The following is a 16,883-nucleotide window of genomic DNA, read 5'->3' on the forward strand; positions in this document are numbered from 1 at the left end:
CCTCCGGTGCTACGAGCAGAAATCCAGCGGCAGGCGACGCGGTACGAACTGGCCTTTGCCCAGTTGTTCGGCATCGCGCAGGGTGCGCCAGGTGTAATCCAGTGCAGTCTGTACCGCGCTGGCGAGCTGCTCACCCTGAGCCAACCGACCGGCCAGGGCGCTGGCCAGGGTGCAGCCGGAACCATGATAGCTGCCGGGCAAGCGCTGGCAGGTAAAGGTTTCGCGGCGGCCGTCGCGGCTGTACAGGCGATTATGGACTTTATGTTCGTCGCCGTGACCACCAGTGATCAACAGGTGTTTGACGAAGGGCAGCAATTTTTCGGCGCACTCATCGGCGCTGCCCTCGGGCAGTTCAGCGAGGATGCGCGCTTCAGGCAGGTTGGGAGTGGCGATGATTGCCAGGGGCAGCAGGCGTTCGCGCATGGCGTAGCCGACTTCATCCTTGCCCAGTCGGCCGCCACCGCCGGCGCGCAGCACCGGGTCGCAGACCATCGGCAGGTGCGGGTGCGCCTGGAGCAGTTCGACCACGGTGTCGACCATTTCCAGCGAGCCGAGCATCCCCAGCTTGACGGCCGCCACTTGCGAATCGTTGAGCACGGCATTGGCTTGCGCCAGGACCCACTCCCGATCGAGCACGCGGAAATCGCTCACGTTCACCGTGTCTTGTACGGTCAACGCGGTAACGGCTGGAGCGGCATGGCAACCCTGGGCGAGCAGGGCTTCGATATCTGCCTGCAAACCGGCACCACCACTGGGGTCGTGGCCGGAGAGACAGAGGACAACGGGGCGAGAGCTGTAGATATTCATGGTGCGCGAGCTTACCACCAAACCTGTTTTATCGGTGATTGGACGCTGAGGGTTTTGTGCGGTGCCTGCGCTGGCACGGGTGGGCTCGTTGTGGCGAGGGAGCTTGCTCCCGCTGAGGTGCGAAGCGCCTCCAAAAGAAAATGCGGCCGCTTCGCGCCCGAGCGGGAGCAAGCTCCCTCGCCACGGTTATTCATCGGTCAAGATTTCATTCTGACCAAAAGCAACAGCTCTATCTCAATGCTTGGCGCTGAGACGCCCGTCCTAGAGCCTTCTGTGGGAAAAATTTCCATGGTGCAAATTGGCCATCAACGGCTATGCTAGGGATGGATCCAACCAATAACAGGTAATGCCGGTTTTACGTCTACTCAGGGAATGGGGGGCTTCCTGACTCAACCGGATAGGCCACGCTGGGGCTTGAATGCGCTATTTGCTGATATTGCTACTGTGCTTGTCCCCTTTGGCAAGCGCCGTCGAGTTCGATGAGACCACCCGAAGCCTGCCCTTGGGCCATGCCCTGCACGTGTTCGAAGATGCGAACGGCACGGCGTCCATCGAGGATGTCTTGGGCTACGCTGCGGCGGGTGACTTCAAACCCCATGACAAAGCCACGCTGAACGCCGGTTACTCGCGATCGGCGTTCTGGCTGAAAATTGACCTGCATTACCGCCCCGGCAATCCGAACGCCCAGCGCACCTGGCTGCTGGAGCTGGCGTATCCGCCGCTGGACCACCTCGATCTATATCTACCGGATGCCGCAGGGGCGTATCGCCTGGTTCGCCAGACGGGTGATGCATTGCCGTTCGTCAGCCGTGAAATTCGCCAGAACAACTACCTGTTCAGCCTGGACTTCAAGCCCGATCAACAGCAGACCGTGTACCTGCGCCTGCAAAGCCAGGGTTCGATCCAGGCACCGCTGACGCTGTGGTCGAGTACCGCTTATCTCGAACAGCAACCGGTGCGCTTGTACGTGCTGGGTATCATTTATGGCGTGCTGCTGGGGATGGTGGTCTACAACCTGTTCATTTACCTGAGCGTACGGGACACCAGTTACCTCTATTACATCTTTTATATCGCTTCGTTCGGCTTGTATCAGCTGTCGGTCAACGGCGCGGCCGTGGAATATTTCTGGCCGGACAACCCTTGGTGGGCCAATGCCGCGACGCCGTTCTTCATCGGGTGTGCGGGCCTGTTTGGCAGCCAGTTCGCCCGCAGCTTCCTGCAAACCGCCCAACACAGCCGCTGGCTTGATCGGCTGCTGCTGGCGCTGATCGCCTACAGCGCGGTGGTGGTGGGCCTGTCGCTGATGACCAGCTACGCCCTGGCGCTGCGCCTGGCGACGGCCCTGGCGCTGGTGTTCACAGTGGTGATCTTCGCCGCCGGGCTGTTTGCCTGGTGGCGCGGTCTGCGGGTAGCGCGGTATTTCATTATTGCCTGGTCGGCGTTTCTGCTGGGGGGCATCGTCAACACCATGATGGTGCTCGGTTATCTGCCGAACATATTCCTGACCATGTACGCCAGCCAGATCGGCTCTGCCATCGAAGTGGCGCTGTTGTCCCTGGCCCTGGCCGACCGGATCAATGCCATGCGCGAGCAGCAGGCGCAGACCCTGTTCGACGCCGGGCAGAAACTCGAAGTGCTCAACCAGCAACTGGCCCACAGCAACAAGCTCAAGGACGAATTCCTCGCCACCCTGACCCATGAACTGCGGACGCCGATGAATGGGGTGATTGGTTCTCTGGAGTTGATGGAAACCGTCGAAATGGACGAGGAGCTGACCCAATATCAACAAACTGCCGCCGGTTCTGCGCGGGACATGATGCGCATGGTCAACGGCATCCTCACCCTCACCGAATTGCAGGCCGGCAAGCTCAAGGTCTATTCGGCGCCGTTCAGCCTGCGTGGGGTGGTCGATGCCTTGCGGGTGCAGTTCGGTGCCAATGCCGCGGCCAAGGGGCTGGATTTCAAGGTCGAGGTGGCCCCTGGCCTGGCGGACCGTTTGCTCGGCGACAGCGGCAAGCTGGCCCAATGCCTGGAGTGCCTGCTGGACAACGCCATCAAGTTCACCCGGGTTGGGGGGCTTGCGTTGCGCGTCAGCGGCAGGCCGTCGGAGTTCGATCGGTCGGTACTGTCCTTCGCTGTGATCGACACCGGCATCGGTTTCACCGACCTTGGGGAAGCGACCCTGTACCAGCGTTTCTTCCAGCTCGACGGCTCAATGACCCGCGAGTACGGCGGCCTCGGCGTGGGCCTGGCGATCTGCCGGCAATTGGTGGAGCTGTTGGGCGGGCGTCTGACTCACACCTCCGAGCCCGGTCGCGGCAGTCGTTTTCAGTTGGACGTCGAGTTTGAAGTTGCCTTGCCAGCGGCCGCCTCTGCACCATCTTCTTTCAGTGAACGTCAGGGTTCGCGCCTGCCTCAGGATTGCACGGTGCTATTGGCGGATGACAACAGCATCGATCAATTGGTGATGCGCGGCATGTTGCTCAAGCTCGGTTATCGAGTGCGCACCGCCGACAGCGGTCGCGCGGCGCTCGATTTGTTGCAGGGCGAGAGCTTTGACGCGGTGCTGCTCGATTGTCAGTTGCCGCCGCTGGACGGCGTATCGGTCTGCTGTCAGATCCGCGCGATGTCGGGCTGTGAGGATTTGCCGGTGCTGGTGGTCAGCCCGAGCGTGGGCCAGGAGTGCTGCCCATCCGGCACCTTGATCGATTACCTGAGCAAACCGGTGAAATTCGAGGCATTGCAGGCGGCTCTGCAGCGACGGGTGCTTTGTCCGGGGCAGGGTGAAAGCGCCGACATTTAGGCGCATATGACACTTTGTTCGGCCTGAGGGCGGTGCTTAACTGAACCTCTGCTGGCCGGCTGAGGAGCCCCGTCATGAACCTGCATCAGTTCGCCGAAACCCATGAGGTCACCAATCAGCCGCCGTCCCTGGACGGCGCCAACCTGTACCGCATTGACCTGCCGCTGCAGCAGTGGTCGCAGCGTTTCGGCGCGGGTTGGGCGCAGGCTCGGATCGACGCGTATGGTGCGTTGGCCGGCGGGCCGCTGATGGAGGCGGGGTTTCTGGCCAATCAGAACAAGCCGGTATTTTCCAGCCACGACCGTTACGGTCATCGCATCGATCTGGTGGAATTCCACCCCGCTTATCACCAGTTGATGCGCACCGCCGTCGAACATGGCCTGCCCAGCCTGCCGTGGGCCCAGCCGCAACCCGGCGCCCACGTCGCGCGTGCCTCGATGACTTATCTTCACAGTCAGGCCGAAGCCGGCACCGGCTGCCCGATGACCATGACCTTCGCCAGCGTTCCGGCGCTACGCGTGCAACCAGACCTGGCCGAGCGCTGGCTGCCGAAGGTGCTCGCCACCGAGTACGATCCGCGAAATGTCGGCATGGCCCACAAGGCTGGCGTCACCCTCGGCATGGCGATGACCGAAAAACAGGGCGGCACCGATGTGCGGGCCAACACCACCAAGGCTTACCCAGTGGGCGCCGGCGGCCCGGGCCAGGCTTATGAATTGGTGGGGCACAAGTGGTTCTGTTCGGCGCCGATGTGCGATGCATTTCTGACCCTGGCTCATACCGACAAGGGCCTGACCTGCTTCTTGCTGCCGCGCCATCGTCCGGACGATACCCGCAATCAGTTCTACATCCAGCGGCTGAAAAACAAGCTGGGTAACTGCTCCAATGCTTCCAGCGAAGTCGAGTTCCGGGGCGCCTTGGCCTGGATGGTCGGTGAAGAGGGGCGCGGTGTGCCGACGATCATCGAGATGGTTGCCATGACACGTTTCGATTGCATGGTCGGCTCCAGCGCCCTGATGCGCCAGGCCCTGACCCAGGCCAGTCACCACTGCGCGCACCGCAGGGTCGGCGGCAAGTTGTTGAGCGAGCAGCCGCTGATGCAAAACGTGCTCGCCGACCTGGCGCTGGAAAGCGAAGCCGCCCTGGCCCTGAGCCTGCGCATGGGCCGGGCGTTGGACCACTTGAGTGACGAGCGCGAGGCTAAATTTGCGCGGTTGGTGACAGCGGTGGGCAAGTATTGGATCTGCAAACGCGCCCCGGCGATGATCAACGAGGCCGCCGAATGCATGGGCGGTGCAGGCTACGTGGAAGACAGCATCCTGCCCCGGCTGTACCGGGAAGCGCCGGTCAATTCGACCTGGGAAGGCTCCGGCAACGTGCAGTGCCTGGATGTGTTGCGGGCCCTGTCCAAGGAACCCGGCGTCCTGGAAGTGTTGTTTACCGAACTGGGGGATGGCCACGGCGACAAGCGGCTGGCTGCTCACATCGATCAACTGCACGAAGCGTTCAAAGACACCGATGACATCCAATACCGCGCCCGACAATTGACTGAAAACATCGCCGTCGGCCTGCAAGCCAAGCTGTTGCTCGAGGCGGGCAACAGCGACATCAGCGATGCCTTTATCGCCAGCCGCCTTGGTTCGGGAGGCCGGGCATATGGCGCCTTGCCGAGAGGCTTGAATGTAGAGGCCATCGTCGCGCGCTCCACACCTCAAGGGTTCTAGGAGGACCGCGAACCCCTTGTGGGAGCGAGCCTGCTCGCGATGGCGTCGGCACATTCAATACATGTACTGACTGACGCTCCGCCAATCGCGAGCAGGCTCGCTCCCACAGGAGTTATCGGTGAATGATCGAGAGCGCCCAATACGCCACTGTTCCCGTCGGACGACGATGCAGGCAAGATGAAGGCCTGCAAGTCAGAACACAGGAAGCTGATCGTGACCGAAGCGTTTATTGTCGTTCAAACCGCCGAGCAAGCCGTGGACCGGCTGGCTGCCCTGCACGAGCGTGCGACCACCGCGCTGAACCAGGCGCTCAAGCGTTATCTCAAGGACCGCATCGAGCCGGATGCCGAGCAACGTGCGGTGTTTCGCTATCCCGCGCTGCGCCTGACTTACCAGTGCCATGGCGAGGTTCCGCAAACCACGCGCGCTTATGCCAAGGTCCAGTTGCCGGGCACTTACAGCGTTACCGTCACCCATCCTGCCGCGTTTCGTAAATACCTGCTGGAACAGCTTGTCCCGTTGATGCATGACTTTACCGTCACCGTGGAAGTGGGTGTCAGCGAGCAAAATATCCCGTACCCGTACGTGGTGGAGCAGGGCGATGAGCTGGCCGGCTCCGGTGTAACCGCCGCGGTGCTGGCGCGGGTGTTCCCCAGCACCGACCTGTCGGCCGCCACCGATGGCATCGCCGACGGTCTCTATGACTGGGAAAACACCGACCCGCTGCCCCTGGCGCTGTTTGATGCCGCCCGTGTGGACTTTTCCCTGCGCCGGCTCGTGCATTACACCGGTAGCGATTGGCGCCATGTGCAGCCGTGGATCCTGCTGACCAACTATCACCGCTATGTGGACCAGTTCATCGTCCATGGCCTGGAGCAGTTGCGCAGCGACCCGCGTTTTGTGCGCATGGTCCTGCCGGGCAACGTGATCATCGACAAGAACATGGATCATGGCGAAGCGTCGGCCATCGCCGCGGGCGTGGTCTGGCACCGCTACCAGATGCCGGCCTATCACCTGCAGGCCAGCGATGGCCATGGCGTGACCCTGGTGAACATCGGTGTCGGCCCGTCCAACGCCAAGAACATCACCGATCACCTGGCCGTGCTGCGGCCGCATTGCTGGCTGATGATCGGTCACTGCGGCGGGCTGCGGCAGTCCCAGACCATCGGCGACTACGTGCTGGCCCACGCCTACATGCGTCGTGATGGCATCCTCGACCGTGTGGTGCCGCCGAATATTCCGATTCCGGCCCTGGCCGAAGTGCAGATGGCGCTTCAGCAGGCGGCGGCGAACATCACCGGCGAAAAGGGCGATGAGCTGAAAAAGCGCCTGCGCACCGGCACCGTGCTGACCTACGACGATCGCAACTGGGAATTGCGCTGGGCCCAGGAACGTCCGTTGATCAACCTGTCCCGCGCCGTGGCGGTGGACATGGAAAGCGGCACCATCGCCGCCCAGGGTTATCGCCTGCGGGTGCCGTATGGCACGTTGCTTTGTGTTTCGGACAAACCGCTGCACAGTGAGATCAAGCTGCCGGGTTCGGCCAACGCGTTCTATGAACGCGCGGTCAACCAGCACCTGAAAATCGGTATCGCGGCGCTGGATCTGTTGCGTAATGAACTCAACTCGTTGCACTCGCGCAAACTGCGCAGCTTCGACGAGCCGCCGTTTCGCTGATGTCGTATTGACGGGGCAGTGGTTATTTAACGGTCGGGCCACTAGCATGGTCGGCCCTGACCGTTAGATGTTGTTCGCCATGCCCCGTCCTCCACGCCCCGCTTCCCGCCGCCCTGGCCCGAAGCCGCAAGCTTGCGCCCCGCGCCGTGTGGCCAAGGCCCCGCCGGCCGAGCCGAAGCTGATTGTGTTCAACAAACCCTTCGATGTGCTGACGCAATTCAGCGACGCAGAAGGGCGGGCCACGCTCAAGGATTTTATCGACGTACCTGGCATTTACCCGGCCGGAAGGCTGGATCGCGACAGCGAAGGCTTGTTGTTGCTCACCAACGACGGGCAATTGCAGGCGCGCATTGCCGACCCCAGGCACAAATTGGCCAAGACTTATTGGGTGCAGGTGGAAGGCGAGCCGAGTGCCGAACAGTTACAGCGTTTGCGTGATGGCGTGGAGCTGAACGACGGCATGACCTTGCCAGCCCAGGCGCGACAGTTGGACGAACCGCAATTGTGGCCGCGCAACCCGCCGGTGCGCTTTCGTAAAAGCGTGCCCACGAGCTGGCTGGAGTTGGTGATACGCGAAGGGCGTAACCGCCAGGTGCGACGCATGACTGCCGCGGTGGGTTTGCCGACACTGCGCCTGGTGCGGGTCAGGATCGGCGACTGGACGATCGAAGGGCTTGATCAGGGCCAGTGGAAAGAAGTGCCGGCGCGCTTATAACGTCCCGGACTCGATCAGGCCGATCACCACGCTCTTGATGACAAACGCCGCCACGCCGAGTCCCAGTACGAAAAACAGAATGAACGAACCGAAGCGCCCGGCCTTGGACTTCTTCGCCAGATCCCAGACGATGAAACCCATGAAAATGATCAGGATGCTGACCAGGCCGGTCATCATCCATTCTTCGAAAACGGCAGGATCCATCGAGACACTCCGGCGTGGGTGGGGTTAAAAAAGGCGGGGCGAGTATACGGCATGGGGTGGCGCTGGAGGATCGACGTGCGGCGGTGTGTCGCAGTCATTCCTCAGCTACGCAGATGAGTCAACGGCAGCTCGGTGCTGTTAAGCACCTGGTTCAGCACAAAACTGGAGCGCACGCTGGTGACGCCATCGATCCGGGTCAGGTGCCCCAGCAGCAGTTTCTGGTAGTGGTCCATGTCCGGCACCACCACTTTGAGCTGATAGTCCGCGTCCATGCCGGTCACCAGGCTGCATTCCAACACTTGTGGCAAGTTGCGGATGGCGGCTTCGAAATTTTCGAAGCGCTCGGGCGTATGGCGGTCCATGCCGATCAGCACGTAGGCCGTCAGGCTCAGGCCCAGCATTTTACGGTCGAGCAGGGCGACCTGGCGGGTGATGTAGCCATCGTCCTCCAACTGCTTTACCCGCCGCGAGCAGGGCGAGGGCGACAGGCCGATGCGTTCGGCCAGTTCCTGGTTGGAGATGCGCGCGTCGCGCTGCAATTCCGCCAGAATGCTCAGGTCGTAACGGTCGAGTTTGCTCATCGGTCGGGCCTTTATCTTGATAATTGCGGTGGATTATCCATCCAGGGTTAAAAATTGCGCAAGTGGTGTTTATTCGAGCAATCTTAGCAATTATCTGTCGGCGCCTCAGGCTTATGCTTATTACCAAGATCACTGCTCGGACAAAACAGTCCAGTGCAGCCCGCCCGATCAGGCCGGCTGCGGTCGCAGCACCCACCGGTGTCTGGCAGACCCCCGAGCTGCACACTGTCCAGAAGACGGCGTGAGGTGAGCCGACGTCAAAAGCGTCGCGCACGGACGAAGTTCTCAAAGGGAGGCCGACGGGTCTCCCTTTTTTAATGCCTGCGAAATAAACCCCGTGACTGATAATCTGTTGCAGAACCGGCCTGGGCTTTTCCAGTCTTAGTTATCAGGTCCTGAACTGTGGTGAGGAATAAGATGAAGTCGCGCATCTGGCGTTTGGCAGGTGTTGGTCTGTTGTGTGCGAGTGTCAGTGCGCAGGGAGTCGCCGACGATCAGCAATATCGTGGCCCGGAAGGCGGTCGTGGTGAGGAGGGGCGAGGGCAGCCAGGACAGCCAGGACAGCCCCGGCCCCAAGGCAAGGAAATCATTCGCGGCGACAACAGCCGGCAGTTTGAACCCGGCGCCCAGCGTCAGGGCGGTCAGCCCAATAACCGGGGGCCGCAAGACCCCAACGGCCACGGTCGCCCGCCGCAGCAGCAACCTGGCAATCACCTGCCGATCCAAGGCCGGCCTGACAGCGTGAGCCAGACCCGCGAACCGCAACCTGGCTATAACCGCGATATCCCACGCCGCAACGAGGGTTATCCGAACGGCGGGCCACGCCCTGGCCATCAGCGCTGGCCCGGTCGGCCGGACGGTCATGGCAACGGTTGGGGGCCTGGGCCGCAATATCGCCCGGGGTACGTGATCGACCGTTTCCCGGATCGCAACTATCGTGTGCCTTATCGCGGCAGTGACTATTTCTTCTCGGGCGGCTACTGGTATCGCCCTCAGGGGCCGCGCTACGTCGTGGTGCAGCCGCCGCCGGGCATCCGGACCCGTTATCTGCCCGATTACGCCCGGGAAGTATGGGTCGGCAGCGCACTGTTTTTCCTCGCCGCAGGCGCCTATTACACCTACGAAGCCAACACTCAGGAATACGTCGTGGTCCCGACGCCGGTGGCCAATCCGCAACCTCAACCCCAAGGTAATGGCTACGACGTAGTGGCCTACCCGGCTAACGGCCAGTCCCCCGAGCAGATCAATCAGGACGGCTACGAGTGTTATCTCTGGGCGGTGCAGAAGAGCGGTTTCGATCCACGCAACGTCACTTACCGGCCGGCAGAGGAAGTGGTGCAGACCTATCGCCAGGTCCAGGGTAGTTGCCTGAGTAGTCGTGGGTATCAGGTGAATTACTGAGGCTTGGTAGCGAGTCGGGTTGACACCTGCTCCTGTGGCGAGGGAATAAATCCCTCGCCACAGGTTCTATGTTTGACTGGCGCCTTTGACCACTTCCGACGGGTCCGCGTGGACCAGCACTTCAGCCTTCGGATAGGCGCTATGGATGGCGTCGGCCGCTTGGTCACTGATGCCGTGGGCCACCGACAGGGTCAGTTCCCCGGGCAATTCCAGGTGCAGTTGCACGAACCAGTGGTTGCCAGAGATGCGCGTGCGCAGGTCATGCGCGCCCAGTACGCCGGGTACGGCGCAGGCCAATGCCAGCATGTGCTGGCTGACGTCGGGCGGCAGCTCCTCATCCATCAGCACCGCGAAGCTTTCCCGGGCGATCTGGATGGCGCTCCATAGGATGTACGCGGCGATGCCCAGACCGAACCAGGCATCGAGTTGAGACCAGCCGAACCCGGCCAGTACCAGGGCGACCAGGATGCTGGCGTTGAGGAACAGGTCGGAGCGATAGTGCAGCGAGTCGGCGCGTACGGCGTTGGAGCCGGTGGCGCGGATGACCCGATGTTGCAACGCCAGCAGTGCCAGCGTCAGCCCCAGGGAAAATACAATCACGCCGACGCTGAGCCAGGGAGCGTCCACCGGGACCGGGTGTTTGAGCCGCTCGAACGCCTGCAACGCGATCAACACGGCACTGCCACCGATAAACAGCGCCTGGGCCATGCCGGCCAGGGATTCAGCCTTGCCATGACCGTAGCGATGGTCATCGTCGGCGGGGCGCAAGGCGTAATGCACCGCCAGCAGATTGAGCAGCGAAGTCACGCCGTCCAGCGCCGAGTCGGTGAGGCCGGCGAGCATGCTCACCGACCCGCTCAGCCACCAGGCCAGCGCCTTGGCCACCACCAGGATGAGTGCCACAGCCACCGAAGCGCGGGTGGCCAAGCGTAGCAGGCGAGCGTGTTCGGTGCTGGTGGTCATGACGCGGTCGTTCCTTCTGTGGCGCCTGTTACGCGGAGGGTTTGAGACCCAGGGCGGCCAATTGCTGCGCACTGCCCTTATGCTGGATCAGCCGTGGGTCGTCCAGCGGGAAGCTGCGGCCCAGTTCGCTTTCCAGGATCGCTTGCAGCTTGTGGTTATCGACGCTGCCGTCGGCATTGATGGCCGGTTTGAGTTTTTCCGGTGCGATCTGGGCCGTCTTGCCCGGTTCGAAATAAATCGCACCGGTGGCGAAGTCCACGGCGAACGCAATCAAACCGGGGATGATGTAGAACAGCAGGCCGACGGCGTCGAGCGCGGCAATGGCCGGGTCGATCTTGCCATCGATCTGGCCGCGACGGTCCGGATAGAAGATCGAGCCACAGGCGCTGACCTGGGTCAGCAGGGTGGCGACCAGAACGCCGCCGATCACGCGAAAGGGAATACGCATAGCAATCTCCTGAGCAGGTAAATGTGTTGCGGGTTGGAGTCCAGACCACGCTAAACAGTTCGCCGTTATACTCGGCCCTCTGTTTTGGAGCCAGCATGATTTCTTTGCCGATTGATGAAGTTTTACCCGCCCTGCGTCAAGCCTTGGTGTTGCGCCACGAAGCCGTGCTCGAAGCACCGCCCGGTGCCGGTAAAACCACCCGCGTTCCCTTGGCCCTGTTGAATGAGCCCTGGCTGGCCGGGCAGACCATCCTGATGCTCGAACCCAGGCGTCTGGCGGCGCGGGCAGCGGCCGAACGGCTGGCCAGTGAGCTGGGGGAAAAGGTTGGCGAAACCGTCGGCTATCGGATTCGCCTCGACAGTAAGGTGGGGCCCAAGACCCGTATTGAAGTAGTCACAGAAGGTATCCTCACCCGCCGCTTGCAGGACGATCCGGCGCTGGAGGGCGTGGGGTTGCTGATTTTCGACGAATTTCACGAGCGCAGCCTCGATGCCGACCTGGCCCTGGCGTTGAGCCTCAATGGTCGAGAGCTGTTTCGCGAAGAGCAGCCGCTGAAGATCCTGTTGATGTCCGCCACCCTGGAAGGCGAGCGTCTGGCCGGGTTGCTGGACGATGCGCCGATTTTGCGCAGCGAAGGGCGCATGTTCCCGGTGACCGTGCGTTGGGGCCGTCCATTCCAGCCCGGCGAATTCATCGAGCCGCGACTGGTACAGACCGTGCTGGAAGCACTGCATGACGAAACCGGCAGTGTGCTGGTGTTCTTGCCCGGGCAAGCGGAGATCCGTCGTGTCCATCAGCAGCTGGCCGATGCCTTGGGCGAGGGTGGCAACGTGCTGCTGTGTCCGCTGCATGGTGAACTGGACCTTGCGGCGCAGCGCGCCGCCATCGACCCCGCGCCACCCGGCCAGCGCAAAGTGGTGCTGGCCACCAACATCGCTGAAACCAGCCTGACCATCAACGGCGTACGGGTGGTGATCGATGCCGGTCTGGCCCGGGTGCCGCGTTTCGATCCGGGCAGCGGCATGACCCGTCTCGACACCCAGCGCATTTCCCGCGCCAGCGCCACGCAGCGGGCCGGCCGGGCCGGACGGCTGGAGCCGGGGGTGTGTTACCGGTTGTGGTCCGAAGATCAGCACGAACAACTGGCCGCTTATGGCAGCGCGGAAATTCTGTCGGCGGACCTGGCCGGGTTGGCCCTGCAACTGGGGCGCTGGGGTGTGACGCCGCAGCAATTGGTCTGGCTCGACATCCCGCCAGCCGCCGCGTATGCACAGGCGCAAGATCTGCTGCAGCGCCTGGGCGCGCTGGACGGCGAGCAACTGACCCGCCACGGCCAGGCGATGGCCGAACTGCCCGCCCACCCGCGTATCGCTCATTTGCTGTTGCGCGGTCAGACGCTGGGGTTGGCGGACATGGCGTGCAACGTCGCGGCGCTGTTGGGCGAGCGAGACATCCTCAGGGGCGCCGGCGCGGACCTGCACAGTCGTCTTGTGGTGCTGTCCGGCGAAGAGCGGGCGGCGCGCGGCGCTCAGGGCGGCGTGCAGCGGGCGCGGCAACTGGCCCGGCAATATCGCGGTTACCTGCGGGGCAAGGCCGAAAAAGCCGTCGCCGATCCCGAGCATCCGCGCTGGCTCGGTGCGCTGCTGGCCCTGGCCTATCCAGATCGCGTTGCGCAACAGCGGCGGCCCGGCGGGGCGGAATATCGTCTGGCCAACGGTCGTGCGGCGTTGTTTGCCGAGGCCGACAGCTTGATGAAACAGCCGTGGCTGGTGATCGCCGACCTGGGCAGCCGCCAGGGCCAGCGGGAAGAGCGGATCTACCTGGCGACGGATTTCGACCCGGTGCTGTTCGAGTCGGTGCTGGCCGAACAGGTGCGCACCGTGGATCAACTGGATTGGGACGAGCGTGAAGGCGTGCTGCGGGCCGAGCGTCAGCGCAAAGTCGGTGAACTGGTACTCAGCCGCGAGCCGTTGACCGGCCTTGATGAGTCGGCCCGCAGCCAGGCGCTGGTAACCCTGGTACGGCGCAAAGGCCTGGAGCTGCTGCCCTGGACCCCGGAGTTGCGGCAATGGCAAGCACGGGTGGCGCTGCTGCGTCGGCTTGATCTGGACGCCAAGGGTGAGAGCGAATGGCCAGATGTCAGCGATGGGGCGTTGCTAGGCAAACTCGAGCACTGGTTGATGCCGTATCTGGGGCGGGTGTCGCGCCTCAGTCACTTCGCCAACCTGGACTTGTCGAGCATTGTTCACAACCTGTTGCCCTGGCCCTTGCCGCAACGCCTGGATGAACTGGCGCCCCATCATTTGAGCGTGCCTTCGGGCTCATCGATTCGACTGGACTACAGCGAGCATCCACCGATTCTTGCGGTGCGCTTGCAGGAGCTGTTCGGCCTGGCAGACACCCCGCGTATCGCGGGCGGCCGGCAGGCGGTCAAGTTGCACTTGCTGTCACCGGCACGACGGCCGGTGCAAGTGACCCAGGATTTGGCGAACTTTTGGCGCAGCACCTATGTCGAGGTGAAGAAAGACCTCAAGGGGCGTTATCCCAAGCATTACTGGCCGGACGATCCACTGGTGGCGGAGGCGACGGCGCGGGTCAAGCCGCGTAAGTGACCTGAGCACAGATTTTGGATCAAACACACCCCCCCTGTGGGAGCGGGCTTGCTCGCGAAAGCGTCGGCACATTCAGTATCTGTGCTGACTGAAAGACTGCTTTCGCGAGCAAGCCCGCTCCCACATTGGTCCTGAGGCGAGCGTGGGTTCAAATCACGGCGCAGCCGGCAACAGAAACCGCGCAATCACCGGCAAGTGGTCGGAGATACGCAAGGTATCGTCCTGCCGCACCTGGGCTTCGACCCGCTTGATCCGAGGGCTGTAGAACAGGTAGTCGACGGTACGGTCGGGGCCATTGAGGCCGGGGTCGTTCGGGTAGTGAGTCAGCCAGTGCTCGCGGTCAATGCCGCTGGCCTCGTTGTTGGTGGGGATCATCGGGTATTTATCCCACAGCAGGTGCAGAGGGCTGTCGGCGGAATAGGGCGTGCGCTGCTCGGAAGGCAAGCGCCGGTACTGGCCCAAGGGTAGCAGGTTGAAGTCCCCCCCAATCAGCCATGGCGTGCCTGCGGATTCGAGTTTATCCAAGGCCTTGGTCACGGCGGCCACTTGGTTCTGCGCGGTTTCATCGGGCTGTGTGGCCCGCTCCAGATGGGTGTTGAGCACCGCCAACTGGCCACCGTCGATCAGCGGCAGGTAACTCACCAACAAGGCATTTTTCGGTTGGAACTGCCGGCTGATGAAGTTCGCCTCGGCCACCGGCAGTTGCACCCGTTCGGCGTGGTCGATGCGGTAGCGGCTCAGCGTGGCCAGTTGACGACCGACGCTGCCAAAGATGTGTGGGTCGGGCACGAAATCGGCTTTCCAGTCGAAGGCGCTGGTGTTGCACGGGTACAGGTCGGCCACCCGCTCCTGCAACAGTTTGAGCTGGTTCTGGTAGTCGCTGGCCTTGGCGCCATTGTCCAGTTCCTGAAGTAACACGATATCCGGTTGTTCGTCGCGAATGACCCGTGCCACTTCGTCGAGGCTGAAGGCCATGTCTTCCAGGGTCGGTTTTTCGTCGTCGCCCTGGGCCAGGTCGTGCCAGAACACGTAGCGCTTGCCGGCCAGGAACTGGACGTTCCAGGTCATCACCTTCAAGGCCTGGCCGGGCATCAGTGGCGCGGCATTGGCGGCACAACTGACCGGCAAGGCTTCCCGGGGATGTGGGCGCCAGGTCAGGCCGTAGACCGACAGGGCGGCCAGGCTGAGGATCAACAACAGGCTCAGCAGGGTGTAGCGCAATAGACGGGTCATGGCTCGGCTTATGGGCGATACGCGAAAGTGATCCCGAGCATAACCGAGAGCGGTTCTCAAGCCCATGCCCAGCGTCGTCGCAGTGTCGTCAGCGATTGTCAGGCTTTTCTGCAATCAGCATGAACATCCGGAACAGCACCACGCTGGTGAACAATTGCAGGAAGCTCTGAGTGCTGTCGATCAGCAAGCTGATCAAAGGGTTCTGAGGGGACGGGTACACCGACAGGCTGGCGCCCTTGAGCAGCCACAGCGGGCCCATCACACAGAGAATGCACAACAGGATCCGCCAGAAATTGCCGCGGGTCAGGTGCAGGCTTTCCTTCATCGCTGCCAGTGGTGCCAGGCCCCTCAGCACCAACAGGTATTCGCTGAAGGCCAGGGTGACCATCAACCACAGGCCCGGCAGGAGATAGAGCGAAATGCCGACCAGAATCAGCAGCGTATTGAGGGCGGTCAGCAAGGCAAAGCGCGGCCACAGGGTGAGGGCCGTTGCGAGAAGGTCACGGGCGCGCGGCGACTCACCGCGACTGCGGGCATCGAGGAACAGGATCAACGCGCCCGTGTACAGCGGATACAGCAGCAGCCCGAGGATCACGCTATAGCCGGGAAAGCCTTCGGGGCCGACGGCGCTGTCCAGCCCTTGTTGCAGCATGGCCTCGAGTATCACCAGCGGCAGGCACAACTGGGCGATCCGGCCCAGATGGCGCTTGAAGAAATACAAAGAGTCGCGCAGCACGTCAAACGGATTCATGAGTCGGTATCGCACTTACAAAGCGGTCGGACACTTTAACTTAACCGATCAGACGCCTGCACAAGCAAACGTAAACATCTGGTAAAGACTATTGAAACCTTCCAGGCGAGCCCCATTACTGGTTGGCGCCAGTCCTTTGGGATTGGCATGGTTTTCTATCCGGCAATCTAATGAGGTCGCCATGAACAGCGAAGAACAAACCCTGATCGATGGACTGTTTTCACGGCTGCAACAGGCCGAAAAGGATTCAGCCCCGCGTGACGCCCAGGCCGAGGCGCGGATCAAGGAGCACCTGGCGAGCCAGCCCGCGGCGGGCTATTTCATGGCTCAGGCGATTTTGGTGCAAGAAGCCGCGATCAAACGTCTGGACGAGCAGAACAAACAGCTCACCCAGCAAGTCGAGCAATTGCAGGCCGACCTGCAACAGGCCCGCAGCCAGGCCCCGGCGCCAAGCGGGGGCGGTGGTTTCCTCTCGAGTATTTTTGGTGGCAGCAACCGTGATTCACGGCCAGAACCCGCCCCAAGCGCCCCAAGCGCCCCGGCTTCCAGCGGTGGCGGCTGGCGCGAACCGGCACGGCCTTCCTTTAATGCCCAGCCCCAGCAGAACTTCCAGGCGCCACCGGCCAACTATGGCGCGCCACAACAGCAGGCCCCGGCGGCGAGCAGCTTCCTGGGCGGCGCCCTGAAAACCGCGGCGGGCGTGGCCGGTGGCGTGATGCTGGCCCAAGGCATCAGTAGTCTGTTCCACAGCGGTCAACAGCCTCAGGAAATCGTCGAAGTCATCAAGGAAGAGCCGGCCCAACCGGTCAACGACACGTCCAACGGCAATAGCGGTTGGGGCGATGATCAACGCGTGGCCGGCAACGATACCTACGACAGCGGCCAGGATGGTTTCAGCGACGCGGACAACAGCGACGATTCGTCTTTCTTCGGCGACGACGATTCCTTCGTCTGACTTGCCATT

At 62.4% G+C, this 16,883-nt stretch carries 14 protein-coding genes; 7 read left to right on the plus strand and 7 right to left on the minus strand.

The genetic code is table 11. The features are described 5' to 3' along the window. Positions 1–9 precede the first annotated feature (9 nt). Positions 10–807: a hydroxymethylpyrimidine/phosphomethylpyrimidine kinase gene (locus tag ACA047_RS04005; RefSeq protein WP_497356887.1), complete on the minus strand. Its 798-nt coding sequence runs from the start codon at positions 805–807 to the stop codon at positions 10–12. Positions 808–1,225: 418 nt separating this feature from the next. Here ACA047_RS04005 and ACA047_RS04010 point away from each other — a divergent pair, with 418 nt between their 5' ends. From ACA047_RS04010 to ACA047_RS04025, 4 genes are all read left to right on the plus strand, one after another. Next, complete coding sequence (locus tag ACA047_RS04010) at positions 1,226–3,610, plus strand: 7TM diverse intracellular signaling domain-containing protein (RefSeq protein WP_497356889.1); 2,385 nt, start codon at positions 1,226–1,228, stop codon at positions 3,608–3,610. A 74-nt stretch (positions 3,611–3,684) separates the two neighbouring features. After that, positions 3,685–5,334 carry an acyl-CoA dehydrogenase family protein gene (locus tag ACA047_RS04015; protein ID WP_497356891.1) on the plus strand — a complete coding sequence of 550 codons (1,650 nt, stop codon included), beginning with the start codon at positions 3,685–3,687 and terminating at the stop codon, positions 5,332–5,334. A gap of 177 nt (positions 5,335–5,511) precedes the next feature. Beyond that, positions 5,512–7,011, plus strand: coding sequence for an AMP nucleosidase (amn, locus tag ACA047_RS04020; protein WP_497356893.1), 1,500 nt, complete (start codon positions 5,512–5,514; stop codon positions 7,009–7,011). A gap of 148 nt (positions 7,012–7,159) precedes the next feature. Next, positions 7,160–7,726, plus strand: coding sequence for a pseudouridine synthase (locus tag ACA047_RS04025; protein WP_497360214.1), 567 nt, complete (start codon positions 7,160–7,162; stop codon positions 7,724–7,726). On the opposite strand, the gene ACA047_RS04030 is transcribed toward ACA047_RS04025, so the two are convergent. After that, positions 7,721–7,930 (minus strand): DUF2788 domain-containing protein, encoded by a 210-nt coding sequence (locus ACA047_RS04030; RefSeq protein WP_007937369.1) that lies wholly within the window; start codon positions 7,928–7,930, stop codon positions 7,721–7,723. The two genes, ACA047_RS04025 and ACA047_RS04030, sit on opposite strands and share 6 nt — an antisense overlap. Positions 7,931–8,031: 101 nt before the next feature. Continuing rightward, positions 8,032–8,511 carry an Lrp/AsnC family transcriptional regulator gene (locus ACA047_RS04035; protein WP_025215622.1) on the minus strand — a complete coding sequence of 160 codons (480 nt, stop codon included), beginning with the start codon at positions 8,509–8,511 and terminating at the stop codon, positions 8,032–8,034. 417 nt (positions 8,512–8,928) lie between these two features. Between ACA047_RS04035 and ACA047_RS04040 the strand changes: the two genes are divergently transcribed. Further along, a complete protein-coding gene (locus tag ACA047_RS04040) occupies positions 8,929–9,912 on the plus strand; it encodes a DUF6515 family protein (RefSeq protein ID WP_497356895.1) in 984 nt (327 codons plus the stop codon). Positions 9,913–9,978: 66 nt separating this feature from the next. On the opposite strand, the gene ACA047_RS04045 is transcribed toward ACA047_RS04040, so the two are convergent. Both ACA047_RS04045 and pmcY read right to left on the minus strand, forming a co-directional pair. After that, on the minus strand, positions 9,979–10,875 hold the full coding sequence (locus ACA047_RS04045; protein ID WP_497356897.1) for a cation diffusion facilitator family transporter: 897 nt from the start codon (positions 10,873–10,875) through the stop codon (positions 9,979–9,981). A gap of 28 nt (positions 10,876–10,903) precedes the next feature. Beyond that, a complete protein-coding gene (pmcY, locus tag ACA047_RS04050) occupies positions 10,904–11,323 on the minus strand; it encodes a periplasmic Zn2+ metallochaperone PmcY (protein ID WP_497356899.1) in 420 nt (139 codons plus the stop codon). A gap of 95 nt (positions 11,324–11,418) precedes the next feature. On the opposite strand from pmcY, the gene hrpB reads away from it, so the two are divergent. After that, positions 11,419–13,935, plus strand: a complete 2,517-nt coding sequence (gene hrpB / locus ACA047_RS04055) for an ATP-dependent helicase HrpB (RefSeq protein ID WP_497356901.1) — start codon at positions 11,419–11,421, stop codon at positions 13,933–13,935. A 153-nt stretch (positions 13,936–14,088) separates the two neighbouring features. Here hrpB and ACA047_RS04060 read toward each other — a convergent pair whose 3' ends face one another. Together ACA047_RS04060 and ACA047_RS04065 are read right to left on the minus strand one after the other, a co-directional pair. Next, positions 14,089–15,168: an endonuclease/exonuclease/phosphatase family protein gene (locus tag ACA047_RS04060; RefSeq protein WP_497356903.1), complete on the minus strand. Its 1,080-nt coding sequence runs from the start codon at positions 15,166–15,168 to the stop codon at positions 14,089–14,091. A gap of 88 nt (positions 15,169–15,256) precedes the next feature. After that, positions 15,257–15,919 carry a DUF7847 domain-containing protein gene (locus ACA047_RS04065; RefSeq protein WP_497356905.1) on the minus strand — a complete coding sequence of 221 codons (663 nt, stop codon included), beginning with the start codon at positions 15,917–15,919 and terminating at the stop codon, positions 15,257–15,259. 181 nt (positions 15,920–16,100) lie between these two features. Here ACA047_RS04065 and ACA047_RS04070 point away from each other — a divergent pair, with 181 nt between their 5' ends. Then, a complete protein-coding gene (locus tag ACA047_RS04070; protein ID WP_497356907.1) occupies positions 16,101–16,874 on the plus strand; it encodes a DUF2076 domain-containing protein in 774 nt (257 codons plus the stop codon). Positions 16,875–16,883: the final 9 nt, after the last annotated feature.

Source organism: Pseudomonas sp. LBUM1664 (assembly GCF_059695895.1).

Coding starts and splice junctions, on each gene's coding strand:
- ACA047_RS04005 (WP_497356887.1), bottom strand. CDS start 807: ATGAATATCTACAGCTCTCGCCCCGTTGTCCTCTGTCTCTCCGGCCAC.
- ACA047_RS04010 (WP_497356889.1), top strand. CDS start 1,226: ATGCGCTATTTGCTGATATTGCTACTGTGCTTGTCCCCTTTGGCAAGC.
- ACA047_RS04015 (WP_497356891.1), top strand. CDS start 3,685: ATGAACCTGCATCAGTTCGCCGAAACCCATGAGGTCACCAATCAGCCG.
- amn (WP_497356893.1), top strand. CDS start 5,512: ATGAAGGCCTGCAAGTCAGAACACAGGAAGCTGATCGTGACCGAAGCG.
- ACA047_RS04030 (WP_007937369.1), bottom strand. CDS start 7,930: ATGGATCCTGCCGTTTTCGAAGAATGGATGATGACCGGCCTGGTCAGC.
- ACA047_RS04035 (WP_025215622.1), bottom strand. CDS start 8,511: ATGAGCAAACTCGACCGTTACGACCTGAGCATTCTGGCGGAATTGCAG.
- ACA047_RS04040 (WP_497356895.1), top strand. CDS start 8,929: ATGAAGTCGCGCATCTGGCGTTTGGCAGGTGTTGGTCTGTTGTGTGCG.
- ACA047_RS04045 (WP_497356897.1), bottom strand. CDS start 10,875: ATGACCACCAGCACCGAACACGCTCGCCTGCTACGCTTGGCCACCCGC.
- pmcY (WP_497356899.1), bottom strand. CDS start 11,323: ATGCGTATTCCCTTTCGCGTGATCGGCGGCGTTCTGGTCGCCACCCTG.
- hrpB (WP_497356901.1), top strand. CDS start 11,419: ATGATTTCTTTGCCGATTGATGAAGTTTTACCCGCCCTGCGTCAAGCC.
- ACA047_RS04060 (WP_497356903.1), bottom strand. CDS start 15,168: ATGACCCGTCTATTGCGCTACACCCTGCTGAGCCTGTTGTTGATCCTC.
- ACA047_RS04065 (WP_497356905.1), bottom strand. CDS start 15,919: ATGAATCCGTTTGACGTGCTGCGCGACTCTTTGTATTTCTTCAAGCGC.
- ACA047_RS04070 (WP_497356907.1), top strand. CDS start 16,101: ATGAACAGCGAAGAACAAACCCTGATCGATGGACTGTTTTCACGGCTG.